Raw genomic sequence first — 15988 nt, forward strand, 5'->3', positions numbered from 1 at the left:
CTAGAGCGCGCCGGCAGCGCGCAATTCGGCAATGCGCGCCGCCGGGTAGCCAAGACCGGCGAGGATTTCGTCGGTATGGGCCCCGAGGGCCGGCCCGATCCATTCGGTGCCGCCCGGCGTTGCCGACAATTGCGGCACGATGCCGGGCATCCGGAAAGGCTTGCCGTCGGGCAGTTCGGCCGTCTGGAACATCTGCCGGGCGATGAATTGCGGATCGGCGAACATGTCGAGCACGGAATAGACGCGCGACGCGGGAACTTCCGCCTGCGCCAGCACCGCCAGCACCTCGGCCTCGTCGTGGCTGGCACACCAGGCATCGATCAGTCCGTAGATCTCGTCGCGCCGGCCGTCGCGGCCGGTGTTGTCGGCCAGCGACGGATCGTCGGCCAGATCGCTGCGACCGATGGCCTGCATCAGGCGACGGAAGATCGCATCGCCGTTGGCACCGATCGTCACGTGCTTGCCGTCGCGGGTGCCATGGGTATTCGACGGCGTGATGCCGGGCATGATGTTGCCGGTGCGCTCGCGCACGAAACCGAAGACGTCGGCCTCCGGCACCAGCGATTCCATCATCGCGAACACGGCCTCGTAGAGCGCGACATCCACCACCTGGCCGGCACCGCCATTGACCTCCTTGTGGCGCAGCGCCATCAAGGCGCCGATCGCCCCCCACAGCGCGGCAATCGAATCGCCGATCGAAATCCCGGTACGCACCGGCGGCCGGTCCGGAAAACCGGTCACGTAACGCAGGCCGCCCATCGACTCGCCGACCGCGCCGAAACCCGGCTGGTCCTTGTAGGGCCCGCTCTGGCCGAAGCCCGACAGGCGGACCATGACCAAGCCGGGATTGTCGCGCTGCAGTTCCGCCCAGCCCAGCCCGAGCTTCTCCAGCACCCCCGGCCGGAAGTTCTCGACCAGGATATCGGCCGAAGCGATCAAGCGGCGCACGAACTCGCGGCCGTCGGCGTGCTTGAGGTTGGCCGTCACCGATTTCTTGTTGCGCGCCTGGACGTACCACCACAGCGACGTGCCCTCGTACAACTTGCGCCACTTGCGCAACGGATCGCCGCCATCGGGGGCCTCAACCTTGATGACCTCGGCGCCGAATTCGCCGAGGATGCGGGTACAGAACGGGCCGGCGATCAGCGTGCCGAGTTCGACGACACGCAACCCGGCCAGCGGTTTTTGCGTTGCGGACATGTCAGGGCTCCCAGTGATCGACCGTCGATTTTTCATCCCACAAGCGGTCGACCGTACACTGCACCGCTTGCGGCGCACCGCTGGTCGATAGCTGCAGGCGCCCGTGACCGCCGCCGAGCAGGCCGCCATGCACGAGCAGACGCTCGAGCTGCCGGGCCACCGCCTCGCCGGTATCGAGCAGCGTCGTGCCGACCGGCATGCGCCGGGCGATGGCCGCCGCCACCCAGGGATAGTGCGTGCAACCGAGCACCACGACATCGGCTCCGGCCGCCGCCAGCGGGGCCACGTAAGCGTCGAGCAGCGCACCGACCCGGGGGCTGTCCGGCCCGTCGTTCTCGATCGCCTCGGCCAGGCCGGGACAGGCCTGGGCGACGACCTCGACGCCCGGCGCGTGATGGCCGACCAGACGCTGAAAACGCTCGCTGTGCAGCGTTCGCGTCGTGGCCAGCACGCCCAGCGTGCCGCTGCGGCTGAGCGCGGCGGCCGGCTTGACACCGGGCTCGAGCGCCACGACCGGTACGCCGATGGCAGCGCGGATGGCCTCGGCAGCGGCAGCCGTCGCCGTATTGCAGGCGATCACCAGCGCCTTCGCGCCACGGGCGACGAGCGCCTCGGCGATCCGGACGCCACGTTCGCGCAGGAAGCTTTCCGGCTTGTCGCCGTAAGGCAGGAAGCGGGTATCGGCAAAGTAGAAAAAGTCTTCGTGCGGCAGTCGACCGCGCAAGGCGCGCAGGACAGTCAGGCCACCCAGGCCCGAATCGAAAACGGCGATCGGATGTGCGTTCAAGATGACGGAAAACGAAAGGCCCCCTGGCGGGGGCCTCCATTGAACCACAGCCGGCGGCTTACATGCGAGCGATCATCGCGTCGCCAAACGCCGAACAGGACAACTCCTCGGCGCCGTCCATCAGACGCGCGAAATCGTAAGTCACCTGCTTGTCGCCGATGGCCGCTTCCATCGAACGGATGACCCGGTCGGCGGCCTCCTTCCAGCCCAGGTGGCGCAACATCATTTCGGCCGACAGGATCAACGAGCCCGGGTTGACCTTGTCCAGCCCGGCATACTTTGGCGCCGTGCCGTGCGTCGCTTCGAAGCAGGCATAGCGGTCGGAAATATTGGCCCCCGGCGCAATGCCGATGCCGCCGACCTGCGCTGCCAGCGCGTCGGAAATGTAATCGCCGTTCAGGTTGGTGGTGGCGATCACGTCGTATTCGGCCGGACGCAACAGGATCTGCTGCAGGAAGGCATCGGCGATCGAGTCCTTGATCGTGATTTCGCGGCCGGTCTTCGGATTGCGGATGCGGCACCACGGACCGCCGTCGATCGGCTCGGCGCCGAACTCCTCCTGCGCCAGCTTGTAGCAGGTGTCACGGAACAGGCCTTCCGTGAACTTCATGATGTTGCCCTTGTGCACGATGGTCACCGACTTGCGGTCGTTGTCGATGGCGTACTGGATCGCTGCCCGGACCAGGCGCGACGTGCCCTCGACGGAAATCGGCTTGATGCCGATGCCAGAACTTTCCGGGAAGCGGATCTTCCTGACCCCCATCTCGTCCTGCAGGAACTTGACGACCTTGGCGACGCCCTCGGAGCCCACGGCCCACTCGATGCCGGCGTAGATATCCTCGGTGTTCTCGCGGAAGATCACCATGTTGACCAGTTCCGGGTGCTTCAGCGGCGACGGAACACCCTTGAAGTACTGCACCGGACGGACGCACTGGTACAGATCCAATTCCTGACGCAGGGCCACGTTCAGCGAACGGATGCCACCGCCGACCGGCGTCGTCATCGGTCCCTTGATCGATACCGAATATTCCTTCAACGCAGCGAAGGTTTCCTGTGGCAGCCACTCGTCCGGACCGTAGAGGCGCGTCGATTTCTCGCCGGCATACACCTCCATCCAGTGGATTTTCCTTTTTCCGCCGTAGGCCTTGTCGACCGCAGCATCGATCACCTTGATCATGACCGGCGTGATGTCGATGCCGATGCCGTCGCCTTCGATGAACGGAATGATCGGATTGTCCGGCACCGGTTGTCCCGGCACGATTTTGGCACCACCTTGCGGAATCCTGATGTGGGAAGTCATGGGCAACTCCTTGCGTTGTTATGGGATGGCCCGAGCGGGCGGCTGGCGACCGGCGGTCTCCGCGCGCGGTCGACAGCGGGATCGATTATGAAACAAAAGCCCGATGACTGTCAGCGCTCGAAAGCCAACCGGCGATCGGCGGATTCACCATCGTCCGGTCGCGTCGGCACACGGAAGCGGCGAGCCAGGCGAGCCGCCGGCGTCTCCACCCAGCGATGGAACAGCAAGGCAGCGAACACACTGCCCAGGAAGGCCAGCAGCAGGCCGGCAGCCCCGGCCTCCGGCGACGTCCAGCCGAGTCGCGCCCAGATCGTCGAGGTCAGCACCAGCACCGGAAAATGAATCAGGAAGAGGCTGAACGAAACCTCGCCGAGCACGGCCAGCAGACGGCTCTTCGGCCAGCGCTGGCCGAGCCCCGAACGCTCCGCCACATACAGCACCATGGCAAAGATCATGGCGATCACCAGTCGCCACCGCCACTCGTAGATCACCGCCAGCAGCACCAGGCCCTGAAAGGCCAGGAACTCACCCGCTTGCCGGCTGACCAGCGCCTTGTTCACCTGGATGCCGAGGAAGAAATACGGGAAGAAATACATGGCCCAGCACTCGCCGGCCGGATCGAGATTGAAATGGAACAGCGAATAAATTGAGGTGGCCCAGCCGATGACCGTGAACACCCCGTCGCCACCGCGCCCGAAGCGTTGCTGTACGGCCAGCCCCAGAGCGTAGCCGAAACCCAGTTGAAAATTGATGCAGACGAACCACAGTCCGGCCGACAAGGCTTCATAGCCGAGGATGTCCTGCAGCAGGAAGAGATGGGCGAGAAACTGTGCCAGCGACACCGGTTGCCCGAGCACCTCGTCGGGCAGCCAGCCGCGGGCGAATTCGTAGATCGGCAGGATCAGCACGACGACCGCCAGATACGGCAGGCCCAGCCGGCAATAGCGCTGCACCGAAAACTGCCCGAGCTGGCGCAGACCCCAGAGGCGGCGGCCGATGGTGCGGGCGGCAACATAACCGCTGACCACGAAGAAGACCTGGGTGGCACGCGCATATTCGGCAAGCCAGGCAAGCAGATCGCCGTACAGCGGGGCGGCCCACTCACTGAGCGGCGGATAGAGCGCGAAGTGGTGCCACAGGATGGTCAGCGCGGCGCAGGCACGCAAGGCCAGGATGAAAGTAGGCTGGACGACGGGAAACACGACAGATACATTGAAATTCAATATTTTCCCACAAACGACCGGCCTTGCCTTGTGTCGGGATGTAACACCTGCGGTCGACCTCGCCCGTCAACGAAAAACGGAGGCCGAGGGCCTCCGTTCCGGACAGCGAAAACCAGGAATGATCAGGCTTGCATGGCCTTCAGTGCGGCGTTGAAGGTCGGGCTCGGACGCATCACCGCCTTGCACTTCTCGGGATCGGCCTTGTAGTAGCCGCCGATATCGGCCGGCTTGCCCTGCACCGTCTTCATTTCGGCAACGATCTGCGCTTCGTTGTCGGCCAGCGTCTTGGCCAGCTTGGCGAAGTGGGCAGCCAGTTCGGCATCGTCCTTCTGCGCGGCCAGTTCCTGGGCCCAGTACATGGCCAGGTAGAACTGCGAACCGCGATTATCGAGTTCGCCGGTCTTCGGCGACGGCGACTTGCGGTTGTCGAGCAGCTTGCCGGTTGCCGCATCCAGCGTCCTGGCCAGCAGCTTGGCACGAGCATTGTTTTCCTTCAGGCCGAGATCTTCCAGCGACACCGCCAGGGCCAGGAACTCGCCCAGCGAATCCCAGCGCAGGTGGTTTTCCTCGGTCAGCTGCTGCACGTGCTTCGGCGCCGAACCGCCGGCACCGGTTTCGTACATGCCGCCGCCGGCCATCAGCGGAACGATCGACAGCATCTTGGCCGAGGTGCCCAGTTCCATGATCGGGAACAGGTCGGTCAGGTAGTCGCGCAGGATGTTGCCGGTGACCGAAATGGTGTCCAGGCCGCGGATCACGCGCTCCAGCGTGTAACGCATGGCACGCACCTGCGACATGATGTGAATCTCGAGACCGCTGGTGTCGTGATCCTTCAGGTACTGGGTGACCTTCTTGATCAGTTCGTTTTCGTGCGGACGATACGGGTCCAGCCAGAAGATCGCCGGCGTGTTCGAGTTGCGGGCACGGGTGACAGCCAACTTGACCCAGTCGCGGATCGGCGCGTCCTTGACCTGGCACATGCGCCAGATGTCGCCGGCTTCGACAGCCTGCGTCAGCAGGACTTCGCCGCTGTCGATGTCGACGATGTTGGCGATGCCGTCCTCGGCGATTTCGAAGGTCTTGTCGTGCGAACCGTATTCCTCGGCCTTCTGCGCCATCAGACCGACGTTGGGCACCGAGCCCATGGTCTTCGGATCGAAGGCACCGTTGGTCTTGCAGAAGTTGATCATCTCCTGATAGATACGGGCAAAGGTCGATTCCGGCATGACGCACTTGGCGTCGTACTGCTTGCCGTCGGCGCCCCACATCTTGCCGCCCTGGCGGATCATTGCCGGCATCGACGCATCGACGATGATGTCGTTCGGCGAATGGAAGTTGGTGATGCCCTTGGCCGAATCGACCATCGCCAGCTTCGGACGGTGTTCCTGGCAGGCGTGCAGGTCGCGGATGATCTCGTCGCGCTTCGACTCCGGCAAGGTCTTGATCTTCTCGTAGAGGTCGACCATGCCGTTATTGACGTTGATGCCCAGTTCGTTGAACAGGGCACCGTGCTTCTCGAAGGCTTCCTTGTAGAAGATCTTGACGCAGTGACCGAAAACGATCGGGTGCGACACCTTCATCATCGTCGCCTTGACGTGCAGCGAGAACAGGATGCCGGAATCGCGGCAATCTTCCAGTTCCTTTTCGTAGAAGGCGCACAACGCCTTCTTGCTCATGAACATCGAGTCGATGATCTCGCCTTCGAGCAACTTCACTTCCGGCTTCAGCACGGTGATCTTGGCGCCCTTGGCGATCAGCTCCATGCGCACGCGGCGGGCCTTGTCGAGGGTCATCGACTTTTCGCCATGGTAAAAATCGCCGGCGTGCATGTGCGAGACGTGCGTCTGCGACCAGGGTTTCCATTCGCCCATCGAATGCGGATTCTTGCGGGCGTAGTTCTTGACGGCCAACGGGGCACGACGGTCGGAATTGCCTTCGCGCAGCACCGGGTTGACCGCGGACCCCAGGCATTTGCCGTAGCGCGCGGCAATCGCCTTTTCTTCGTCGGAAACGACGGTTTCCGGATAATCCGGCAAGGGATAGCCCTTGGCCTGGAGCTCCTTGACGCAGGCCTTCAACTGGGCGACCGAGGCGGAAATGTTCGGCAGCTTGATGATGTTGGCGTCGGCATCCAGCGTTTTCTTGCCCAGTTCGGCCAGCGTGTTCGGCAGGCGCAGCGCTTCGGGCAGCATGTCGGAAAACTCGGCGATGACCCGGGCCGACACGGAGATGTCGGCCTTTTCGATCTCGATCCCGGCCGGTTCCGTGAAGGTACGGATGACCGGCAGGAAGGCACAAGTCGCCAGCAGCGGCGCCTCGTCGGTGAGCGTGTAGATGATTTTGGACTTGCCTGAGGACATGCTAACCCCTTGTTGTTGGACGTGAATGCTGACCGGATTGTCGCCCGGTCCCCTTGCGCGGTGCTTACAACGAGAAACTTTCGGAGTATCCGCGCCAGCCGGCCCGCGGTCAACGGTGAAACGGCGTTTCACATCGCGAACCCCGCCAATCCGCACCCCGGGCGATGCTAGAATTTTCCCGAATGGAGGGGGACGAAACGATGAAGATTTCGGTCGGGCTGTACGGCACGAACGCGCACCGCATCGCGCTGGCCCTGATCCAGGGCTTCAACAAGCACTACACGCTGTTTCGCCAGACCTGCCGCGAGGCCAAGACGCGCTTCGAAACCGGCGACTGGCAGGGCGTCCACCGGGCGGTCAAGGAACGCCTGCGCTTTTACGACGACCGCGTCGACGAGTGCGTCGAACGGCTGCGCAGCGAATTCGACATCCAGGGGTCGGACGAGGCGACCTGGCAGCAGGTCAAACTCCTCTACATCGGCCTGCTGCTCAACCACAAGCAGCCGGAACTGGCGGAAACCTTCTTCAACTCGGTCAGCACCAAGATCCTGCACCGGACCTATTTCCACAACGACTTCCTGTTCGTCCGGCCGACGATCTCGACCGAGAACCTGGAGGCCGACGAAGAACCCACCTATCGCAGCTACTACGCCCCCCAGGATGGCCTGCGCGGTGCGATCCGCCAGATCATCACGGATTTCCGCTGGCAACACCCCTTTGCCGATCTCGATCGCGATGTGGACGAGGTGTATCGCGCCGTACGCCGGCACCTGCAAGGGATGCCGGCGCGCGACGTGAACTTCCAGATCCAGGTGCTCGGTTCCGCCTTCTACCGCAACAAGGCCGCCTACATCATCGGCAAGGCCATCAACGGCGCCAGCGAATACCCGTTCGCGATTCCGGTACTGCACGATGCCGACGGCCTGCTCAATCTCGACACCGTGCTGCTCGATGCCTGGCGCATCGGCCTGCTGTTCTCGCTGTCGCGCGCCTATTTCATGGTGGATATGGAAGTGCCGTCGGGCTACGTGCAGTTCCTGCGTTCGATCATGCCGAACAAGCCGCGTTCCGAGCTGTACATCATGCTCGGCCTGGGCAAGCAGGGGAAGACGATGTTCTTCCGCGACTTCATCTATCACCTGCACCATTCCGAGGACAAGTTCGTCATGGCGCCCGGTATCCGCGGGCTGGTCATGCTGGTGTTCACGCTGCCCTCCTACCCCTACGTCTTCAAGATCATCAAGGACGTCTTCGGCAGCTCCAAGGAAATGGATCAGGCGACGGTCAAGAAGAAATTTCTGCTGGTCAAGCAGGTCGACCGCGTCGGTCGACTGGCCGACACGCTGGAATTTTCCAACGTGATGTTCCCGCTCGACCGTTTCGACGATGAAGTGCTCGACGACCTGCGCCGGCTCGCGCCCAGCAAGTTCGAGATCGACGGCAAGCAGTTGATCATCCGGCATCTATATATTGAACGCCGGATGGAGCCGCTGAACATCCACCTCGACCGCATGGACAAGAGCAACGACCTCGCCGGGCTCGAACACGCGATCGAGGAATACGGCAACGCCATCCGCGAACTGGCCATTGCCAACATCTTCCCCGGCGACATGCTGTGGAAGAATTTCGGCGTTACCCGCTACGGCCGTGTCGTGTTCTACGACTACGACGAGATCGAGTACATGACCGACATCAACTTCCGCAAAATTCCACCGGCCCCCGATTTCGAAACGGAGATGTCGGGGGAAGTCTGGTATCCGGTCAATCGCGGCGATGTCTTCCCGGAGGAATTCGCCACCTTCCTGCTCGGCTCGCCGCAGGTTCGCAAGCTGTTCATGAAACATCACCGGGACCTGCTCACGCCTGCCTTCTGGCAAGCCGCCCAGGAGCGGATACGAGCCGGCCACGTCGAGGATTTCTTCCCTTATCCGCAAGAACTGCGCTTTCTCCACCGTCGGGCAGCACGCGCAGTCATTGCTGAATAAATTGGCCAGACCAGTAAGTGATTACTGATCAATCACTTCAGAAATCCTGATTGTTCCCGACTTAAGAAAGCCCTTATCGTTGGGCCATTCGACGTAAGCAGCCTTGATCCCTGACCGGCTGCCGATCTTCACCGGAATTCCCGACCATTCAAGGAGAAACACATGCCGCTGATCGTAGCGGTCGCTCGCGAGCGCACGGAAGGCGAAAGCCGGACCGCGCTCGTCCCCGAGACGGCCAAGAAGTTCGCCGCCCTTGGCGCCCAGCTCCGCATGGAGCAAAGCGCCGGCGTGCAGAGCCATTTCCTGGACCCCGACTATCCGGATGTCGCCTTCGCCCCCGGCCAGTCGGAAACCTATGCCGATGCCGGCCTGATTTTGCGCGTCACCCCGCCGTCGACCGCAGAAATCGCCGCAATGCCGGAAGGCAGCGTGCTCATCGGGCTGTTGAAACCCTACGAGTCGAAGGAACGTCTGGCGGCCTTGAACGCCCGCAAGATCACCGCCTTTGCCCTCGAACTGCTGCCGCGCATCTCGCGCGCCCAGAGCATGGACGCGCTGTCCAGCCAGGGCGCCTGCGCCGGCTACCAGTGCGGGCTGATCGCCGCCGCGCGCTGCACCAAGTTCTTCCCGATGCTGACCACCGCCGCCGGCACCATCCGCCCGGCACGCGTGCTGGTCATCGGCGCCGGCGTCGCCGGTTTGCAAGCCATCGCCACCTGCAAGCGCCTGGGCGCCATGGTCGAAGCCTACGATGTGCGCGCTGCCGCGCGTGAGCAGATCGAATCGCTCGGTGCCAAGTTCGTCGATACCGGCGTTTCCGCCGACGGTTCCGGTGGCTATGCCCGCGAACTCTCCGCCGAGGAGAAGGCGCAGCAGGCCGAGAAGCTGGCCAAGGCCGTCGCCGCCGCCGACGTGGTGATCACCACCGCCGCCATTCCCGGCAAGAAGGCACCGGTCATCGTCACCCGCGACATGGTCGCGCGCATGAAATACGGTGCCATCATCGTCGACATGGCCGCCGAATCCGGTGGCAACTGCGAACTGACCCAGCCGGGCGAACACGTCATCGCCAACGACGTGAATATCCACGGCCCCCTCAACCTCCCTTCACGCATGCCGACGCACGCCTCGGAGCTGTACTCGAAGAACCTGTACAACTTCCTGTCGCCGTGGATCAAGGATGGCCAGTTGAATTTCGACTGGTCCGACGAAGTCCTCGCCGGCACCGTGCTCTGCAAGGACGGCGCCACCGTCCATGCCACCGTGAAACAAGTTCTGGGAGAAGCCTGATGGACGGCCTGCTTGCCTTATACATCTTCATGCTCGCCGCCTTCACCGGCTACGAGATCATCGCCAAGGTGCCGGTCATCCTGCACACGCCGCTGATGTCCGGTTCCAACTTCATCCACGGCGTCGTCGTCGTTGGCGCCATGGTCGCGCTGGGTAACGCCGATACGGTGCTCGAACAGACCATCGGCTTCTTCGCCGTCGCCCTCGGCGCCGCCAATGCCGCCGGCGGCTACGTGGTGACCGAGCGCATGCTCGGCATGTTCAAGAAGAAGGAGGGCTGATCATGGCACTCCCGATCTACGTACAAGGCGCCTGGTTCGCCGGTGCCGCATTGTTCATCTTCGGCCTGAAGGGCATGAGCTCGCCGGCCTCGGCGCGCAACGGCATCGTTGTCGCCGGTTACGGCATGCTGGTAGCCATCGTCGCCACCTTCTTCATTCCGGAACTGAAGAACCTGGCGCTGATGCTCGCCGCGCTGGCCATCGGCGGTGCTGCCGCCTGGATTTCCGGCAAGAAGGTGAAGATGACCGACATGCCGCAGATGGTCGCCATCTACAACGGTATGGGCGGCGGTGCGGCGGCGGCGATTGCCGCCATCGAGTTCGCCAAGGGCGACACGCACGGCGTCGTCACCACCGTGCTGGCGGTGATCGGTGCCCTCATCGGCGCCGTCTCCTTCACCGGCTCCTGCGTCGCCTGGGCGAAGCTGCAAGGTGTCCTCAAGAAGACCTTCCGCCTGCCGGCGCAGAACGCGGTCAACGTGGTGCTGGCGCTGGTCGCCATCGGCCTCGGTGTAGCCATGGTCCTGTTCGCCCCGGCCCAGCCGGAGCTGATCTATGGCTTCTTCGTCGTCGCCCTGGTCCTCGGTCTGATCGTCACGCTGCCCATCGGCGGCGCCGACATGCCGGTGGTGATCTCGCTGTTCAACGCCTTCACCGGTCTGGCGGTCGGTTTCGAGGGTTATGTGCTGGGCAACCCGGCGCTGATCATCGCCGGTATCGTCGTCGGTGCCGCCGGTACGCTGCTCACCCAGCTGATGGCCAAGGCGATGAACCGGCCGCTGTCCAACATCCTGTTCACGCCGATGGTGGCGAGCGGACCGGGCGAAGCGATCACCGGCACGATGAAGGAAGTCGGTGCCATCGACGCGGCAGCGATGATGCGCTACGCCAGCAAGGTCATCATCGTGCCGGGCTACGGCATGGCGGTGGCGCACGCGCAGCACAAGGTCTGGGAAATGACCGCCATCCTGGAGGAAGCCGGCGTCGAGGTGAAATTTGCCATCCACCCGGTGGCGGGCCGCATGCCGGGCCACATGAACGTGCTGCTGGCCGAAGCCGGCGTGCCCTACGACAAGATCTTCGACCTTGAGGAAATCAACGGCGAATTCGGTCAGGCCGACGTCGCGCTGGTGATCGGTGCCAACGACGTGGTGAACCCGAGCGCACGCACCGACAAGGCCAGCCCGATCTACGGCATGCCGATTCTTGATGCCGACAAGGCGCAGAACGTGATCGTCATCAAGCGCGGCAAGGGTACCGGCTACTCCGGCGTCGAGAACGCCCTGTTCTACACCGACAACTGCCGCATGCTCTACGGCGACGCGCAGCCGATGGCCGGCGAGATCATCCAGCATCTGAAAGCGATGAATTGATTTGATCCAGCGCACATTTCACGTGAACTCCCGGCGATACAATGCCGGGAGTTTTCGTGGATGAAACCGATAATGAAAAGAAGCGACGATCTCCTGATCTGGGGAGCGGCAGGGGGGAGTCTGCTGTTGTGGGTGGTCCATCTGGCGACCGGCAGCGTATCCGGACACTGGTTCGCCGCCATTGCCGTCTCGCTGGCACTGGCCAGTGCCCTCTCCTTCGGCGAACGTTCGGGCTGGAAAACACGCCAGTCGGCCTACGTCGACGAACTCAAATCAGTGATGTCGGAATACCAGGTGCTGTCGTCGGAAGCGATGGCCCACGCCGAGCGCCAGTTCGGCTCGCTGGAAAAGGAAATGCAGGATGCCCAGGAGATCATCCGCAGTTCGGTCAATCGACTGTCCGGCAGCCTGACCGGACTGGAAAGCCACTCCTCCGACCAGCGCGAAATCCTGCGCTCGCTGATCGACGAAATGTTGCAGATGACCGGGCCGGACGACGAGCGCGCCGCCGAACAGGCCGGGCTGCAACGCTTCTTCGACGAGACCAACGCGTTGATCGCCGAATTCGTCAGCAAGATGGAGCACCTTCGCTCGACCAGCCGGGGCATTGCCGACAGTTTTTCCGGCATGCAGCATCAGGTGGCCCGTATTTCAGGGACCTTGAACGACATTGCCGGCATCACCAAGCAGACCGATCTGCTGGCGCTGAACGCCGCCATCGAAGCCGCCCGCGCCGGGGAAGCTGGCCGCGGGTTTGCCGTGGTTGCCGACGAAGTGCGCAACCTGGCGGCACGCACCGGTGAATTCAACATCGACATCCGCAACGCACTGAGCGACATCCTGAGTTCGCTGCAGGATGTCGGACAGCGCATCGAATCGGCGACCCAGATCGACCTGACGATCGCCGACCAGTCGCAAGCCACGTTGCGCGACCTCGGTGCCGAGCTGATGGAACTGACCGACAAGGCGCGCAGCCATTCGTCCCACATCACCGCGATCACCGAGAAGATGCAGGGCATGACGCAGGAAGGCGTCATGGCGATGCAGTTCGAAGACATCGTCACGCAGATGATCACGCGCATCGCCCAGCGCACCGAAAACGTCGGTCAGTACCTGCATGCCTTCCTGAACCTTCACCACGACCAGGGCGAAAAGGACGGCGTGCAGCGCTTCCGCGCCCGCAGCCAGAAACTGGTTCAATTGCTGGTCGACGCGCAGGTCAAGGCCGATGCGATTCGCGGCAACACGGCCGGAGCCACAGCCAGGGCCCACAGCGACGGCGATATCGAACTGTTCTGAGCTTGCTGCGGTCAACCCCGACATCGGAGGAAAAATGGATCTGGACGGCCTGATCGATATCTGGGGCGACCGCGCGGTGATCACCGTTGCCGGCCTGCTGATCGGCATCCTGTTCGGCGTTTTCGCACAACGCTCGCGCTTCTGCCTGCGCTCGGCCACGGTCGAATTCTGGGCGCGCCAGGGCACCTCGCGCCTCGCGATCTGGCTGTTCGCCTTTTCCGCGGCAATGATCGCCACGCAGGCGCTGATCGCATCCGGCTGGCTCGACGTCTCCCAGGCCCGGCAGTTGTCGGCACGCGGCAGTCTGTCCGGTGCGCTGGTCGGCGGCCTGCTGTTCGGAACCGGCATGATCCTGGCGCGCGGCTGCTCGTCGCGCATGCTGATCCTGTCGGCCAACGGCAACCTGCGCGCCCTGCTGACCGGCCTGATTTTCGCCGTGACGGCACAGGCCTCGCTGAACGGGCTGCTGTCGCCGCTGCGCACCTGGATTTCCGGCTGGTGGACCATCGACGGCAGCAGCCGCGACCTGCTCGGCCTGATGCATGTCGGGCACGCCGGCGGCCTGCTGTTCGGGCTGCTCTGGCTGGCGGCGGCCATCCATTTCGGCCGCCGCGCGGCGCTGCAGCCTCGCGAATGGCTGGGCGCCGTCGGTGTCGGCCTGGTCGTCGCCTGCGGCTGGCTGATCACCTATCAGGTCGGCACCGCCTCCTTCGACGTGATGCCGGTACAGAGCCTGAGCTTCACCGGTCCGTCGGCCGATGTACTGATGCTGGTGCTGTCGCCGCCCGGACAACCGTGGGATTTCGACATCGGACTGGTGCCCGGCGTCGTCCTCGGCTCCTTCCTGTCGGCCGCCTGGCGCCGCGAACTGAAACTGGAGGGGTTCAAGGATGGACACAGCATGCGCCGCTACATCGTCGGCGCGATCTGCATGGGCTTCGGCGGCATGCTGGCCGGCGGTTGCGCGGTCGGGGCCGGGGTATCCGGCGCCTCGATCTTCGCACTGACGGCCTGGATCGCCCTGATCGGCATGTGGGCCGGCGCCGGCCTGGCCGATGCCTTGATCGACCGGCCGGAGCGCCGCCAGGCTGCGTTGCCGCAGCCGTGAAAAGTCACCCGGCGAGGCGTCGACCGCGCCAGCCGGCCCAGGTGTAGATCAGGATCGCAGTGCCGGCCAAACCCAGCCCGAAGACCAGGGCGATCAGGAACCAGTCGGCAGGACCGCCGGCATCGGTAAATCCGGATGACGAGACCTTGGCCATCAGGATCAGGGCCAGCACGCCGCCCAGCAAGCCTGCCAGTTCGGCGCGCACCAGGCGTTTTGAGTCGATCCTGCGTTCCTTCAGCAGCAATGCGACGAAGGCGACAGTGCCCCCCACGATGAGCAGCAGCATCACCCACAGCAAGGGACCGAGCATTTCCTGAAAAACAGCCAGGAAAACCAGGGGATCCAGTTCTTTCATGTTCTTTTCTCCTTTCAGGCGCGGCCGCGCAGCATGCTGATGTAGGTTGGCTTGAGCGCCATCGTCTTCATCACCCAACTGATCCACAACTCTTCCAGCGGGGCGATCACGCCCGGGAAAGACGGCGTCAGGTTGTTCTTGTAGTCGAACTCGACGAGCATCGCCTGACCGAGCCGGGTAATCAGCGGGCAAGAGGTATAGCCGTCATAGCGCGCCATCGATTCCTTGCCTTCGATCTGTGCCAGCAGATGGTCGACCGCCACCGGCACCTGCCATTTGACGCTGGCCGCCGTCTTGCCCTTGGGCACACCGGCCACATCGCCGACGGCAAAGACATTCGCGAAGCGGGCGTGCCGCAGATTGTGCTTGTCCACCTCGATCCAGCCATCGGCGGCCCAAGCGCCTTCCTGCCAGCGCAACGGGCTGTTGCGCACCGCATCCGGCGCGCGCATCGGCGGAATCACGTTGATGAAATCGTAGGGCTGCTCGACCGGACCGGTCGGCGTATCGAACGTGGCGATCTTCCGGCCAGGATCGATCGCCGCCAGCACCCGCTCGTAATTGATCTTGACCCCGCGCTGCTCGAACAACATGCGGACCTTCTCATGCACGATGGGCACGCTGAACAGGCTCTTGTTGTTGGCGTTGTACACGATTTCCGCCTTGCCGCGATTGCCGCGACGCTGCAGGTAGTCCTCGGTGACGAAGGTGTATTTGAGCGGGGCGCCGGCACACTTCATCTCGGTATTCGGCCGCAGGAAGACACCGACGCCGCCCCGGTCGGCAAACTCGGACATTGCCTGCCAGGTGGCCGCCGCCTTGGCCGGGCTGTGATAGATGCTGCCCAGGCCGTTGCTGCCGATCAGTTCGGTATCCATGCCGGGGATCGCCGCATAGTCCAGCGTCAGGCCGGTGGCGACGACGAGGAAATCGTAGACATGTGCGGTACCGCTTTCGGTAACCACCTTGTTGCCTTCCGGATCGAATTCGGCGATCCGCTCCTCGACCAGTTCGACGCCGGCCGGCAGATAATCGCGGGTCGCCGTGACGACGTAGGATTCCGGCTTGATGCCGGAGGCCACCAGCGTGAATCCGGGCTGGTAGAAATGCGCCTTGCGGGCATCGATCAAGGTGATCTTCGCGCCGTCCAGACGCGCTGCCAGCTGCGATGCCGCCGCCAGCCCGGCCGCCCCGGCGCCGGCGATGACGATGCGCGCCGGGGTTTTCACCCTGGCGGCTGCCGAAGCACTCGCCGGCAACACGCCGCCCGCCCCCGCCAGTGTCGCAAATTTGATGAAAGAACGGCGATCCAGTGTGAATCGCCGTTCCGTTTCGTGCGCTTTCGTCATGCCAGGCCTCCCTTGCCGTTGTAAGTCTGACGAAAGTTATATCAACAAATCAGAAAAGTCTAATATTTGAAATATTCC

Annotated in this window: 13 protein-coding genes; 6 read left to right on the plus strand and 7 right to left on the minus strand. The window is 63.4% G+C overall.

The genetic code is table 11. From position 1 onward, the window contains the following. The 5 genes from L0962_RS09330 to L0962_RS09350 all read right to left on the minus strand — a co-directional run bounded on the left by L0962_RS09330 (position 1) and on the right by L0962_RS09350 (position 6870). Positions 1-1200, minus strand: coding sequence for a CaiB/BaiF CoA-transferase family protein (locus L0962_RS09330; RefSeq protein WP_234086125.1), 1200 nt, complete (start codon positions 1198-1200; stop codon positions 1-3). 1 nt (position 1201) lies between these two features. After that, on the minus strand, positions 1202-1987 hold the full coding sequence (murI, locus tag L0962_RS09335; protein ID WP_234086126.1) for a glutamate racemase: 786 nt from the start codon (positions 1985-1987) through the stop codon (positions 1202-1204). Positions 1988-2045: 58 nt separating this feature from the next. Then, positions 2046-3287, minus strand: coding sequence for an NADP-dependent isocitrate dehydrogenase (gene icd, locus L0962_RS09340; protein WP_234086128.1), 1242 nt, complete (start codon positions 3285-3287; stop codon positions 2046-2048). 110 nt (positions 3288-3397) lie between these two features. After that, a complete protein-coding gene (locus tag L0962_RS09345; RefSeq protein ID WP_234086130.1) occupies positions 3398-4489 on the minus strand; it encodes an acyltransferase in 1092 nt (363 codons plus the stop codon). A gap of 143 nt (positions 4490-4632) precedes the next feature. Continuing rightward, complete coding sequence (locus tag L0962_RS09350) at positions 4633-6870, minus strand: NADP-dependent isocitrate dehydrogenase (RefSeq protein ID WP_234086131.1); 2238 nt, start codon at positions 6868-6870, stop codon at positions 4633-4635. A 200-nt stretch (positions 6871-7070) separates the two neighbouring features. Here L0962_RS09350 and aceK point away from each other — a divergent pair, with 200 nt between their 5' ends. From aceK to L0962_RS09380, 6 genes are all read left to right on the plus strand, one after another. Continuing rightward, positions 7071-8855: a bifunctional isocitrate dehydrogenase kinase/phosphatase gene (gene aceK, locus L0962_RS09355; RefSeq protein WP_234086231.1), complete on the plus strand. Its 1785-nt coding sequence runs from the start codon at positions 7071-7073 to the stop codon at positions 8853-8855. A 162-nt stretch (positions 8856-9017) separates the two neighbouring features. Beyond that, positions 9018-10145, plus strand: a complete 1128-nt coding sequence (locus tag L0962_RS09360; RefSeq protein WP_234086132.1) for an NAD(P) transhydrogenase subunit alpha — start codon at positions 9018-9020, stop codon at positions 10143-10145. Further along, positions 10145-10426 (plus strand): proton-translocating transhydrogenase family protein, encoded by a 282-nt coding sequence (locus tag L0962_RS09365; RefSeq protein ID WP_234086133.1) that lies wholly within the window; start codon positions 10145-10147, stop codon positions 10424-10426. Before L0962_RS09360 ends, L0962_RS09365 begins: the two co-directional genes overlap by 1 nt. A gap of 2 nt (positions 10427-10428) precedes the next feature. Then, entirely contained in the window at positions 10429-11799 is a 1371-nt protein-coding gene (locus L0962_RS09370; RefSeq protein WP_234086136.1) for an NAD(P)(+) transhydrogenase (Re/Si-specific) subunit beta, read from the plus strand. 72 nt (positions 11800-11871) lie between these two features. After that, on the plus strand, positions 11872-13098 hold the full coding sequence (locus tag L0962_RS09375) for a methyl-accepting chemotaxis protein (protein WP_234086137.1): 1227 nt from the start codon (positions 11872-11874) through the stop codon (positions 13096-13098). Between the two features lie 34 nt (positions 13099-13132). Further along, positions 13133-14206: a YeeE/YedE family protein gene (locus L0962_RS09380; protein ID WP_234086138.1), complete on the plus strand. Its 1074-nt coding sequence runs from the start codon at positions 13133-13135 to the stop codon at positions 14204-14206. Positions 14207-14210: 4 nt separating this feature from the next. On the opposite strand, the gene L0962_RS09385 is transcribed toward L0962_RS09380, so the two are convergent. Beyond that, positions 14211-14561, minus strand: a complete 351-nt coding sequence (locus tag L0962_RS09385; protein WP_234086139.1) for a DUF5368 domain-containing protein — start codon at positions 14559-14561, stop codon at positions 14211-14213. A gap of 14 nt (positions 14562-14575) precedes the next feature. Further along, positions 14576-15910: an NAD(P)/FAD-dependent oxidoreductase gene (locus L0962_RS09390; protein ID WP_234086141.1), complete on the minus strand. Its 1335-nt coding sequence runs from the start codon at positions 15908-15910 to the stop codon at positions 14576-14578. Positions 15911-15988 lie beyond the last annotated feature (78 nt).

It is taken from the genome of Azonexus sp. R2A61, assembly GCF_021401135.1.
Lineage (GTDB): Bacteria > Pseudomonadota > Gammaproteobacteria > Burkholderiales > Rhodocyclaceae > Azonexus.

Excerpts from the sequence above, each read along its gene's own strand:
- L0962_RS09330 (WP_234086125.1), bottom strand. The coding sequence starts at position 1,200 with ATGTCCGCAACGCAAAAACCGCTGGCCGGGTTGCGTGTCGTCGAACTC.
- icd (WP_234086128.1), bottom strand. The coding sequence starts at position 3,287 with ATGACTTCCCACATCAGGATTCCGCAAGGTGGTGCCAAAATCGTGCCG.
- L0962_RS09350 (WP_234086131.1), bottom strand. The coding sequence starts at position 6,870 with ATGTCCTCAGGCAAGTCCAAAATCATCTACACGCTCACCGACGAGGCG.
- aceK (WP_234086231.1), top strand. The coding sequence starts at position 7,071 with ATGAAGATTTCGGTCGGGCTGTACGGCACGAACGCGCACCGCATCGCG.
- L0962_RS09360 (WP_234086132.1), top strand. The coding sequence starts at position 9,018 with ATGCCGCTGATCGTAGCGGTCGCTCGCGAGCGCACGGAAGGCGAAAGC.
- L0962_RS09365 (WP_234086133.1), top strand. The coding sequence starts at position 10,145 with ATGGACGGCCTGCTTGCCTTATACATCTTCATGCTCGCCGCCTTCACC.
- L0962_RS09370 (WP_234086136.1), top strand. The coding sequence starts at position 10,429 with ATGGCACTCCCGATCTACGTACAAGGCGCCTGGTTCGCCGGTGCCGCA.
- L0962_RS09375 (WP_234086137.1), top strand. The coding sequence starts at position 11,872 with ATGAAAAGAAGCGACGATCTCCTGATCTGGGGAGCGGCAGGGGGGAGT.
- L0962_RS09380 (WP_234086138.1), top strand. The coding sequence starts at position 13,133 with ATGGATCTGGACGGCCTGATCGATATCTGGGGCGACCGCGCGGTGATC.
- L0962_RS09385 (WP_234086139.1), bottom strand. The coding sequence starts at position 14,561 with ATGAAAGAACTGGATCCCCTGGTTTTCCTGGCTGTTTTTCAGGAAATG.
- L0962_RS09390 (WP_234086141.1), bottom strand. The coding sequence starts at position 15,910 with ATGACGAAAGCGCACGAAACGGAACGGCGATTCACACTGGATCGCCGT.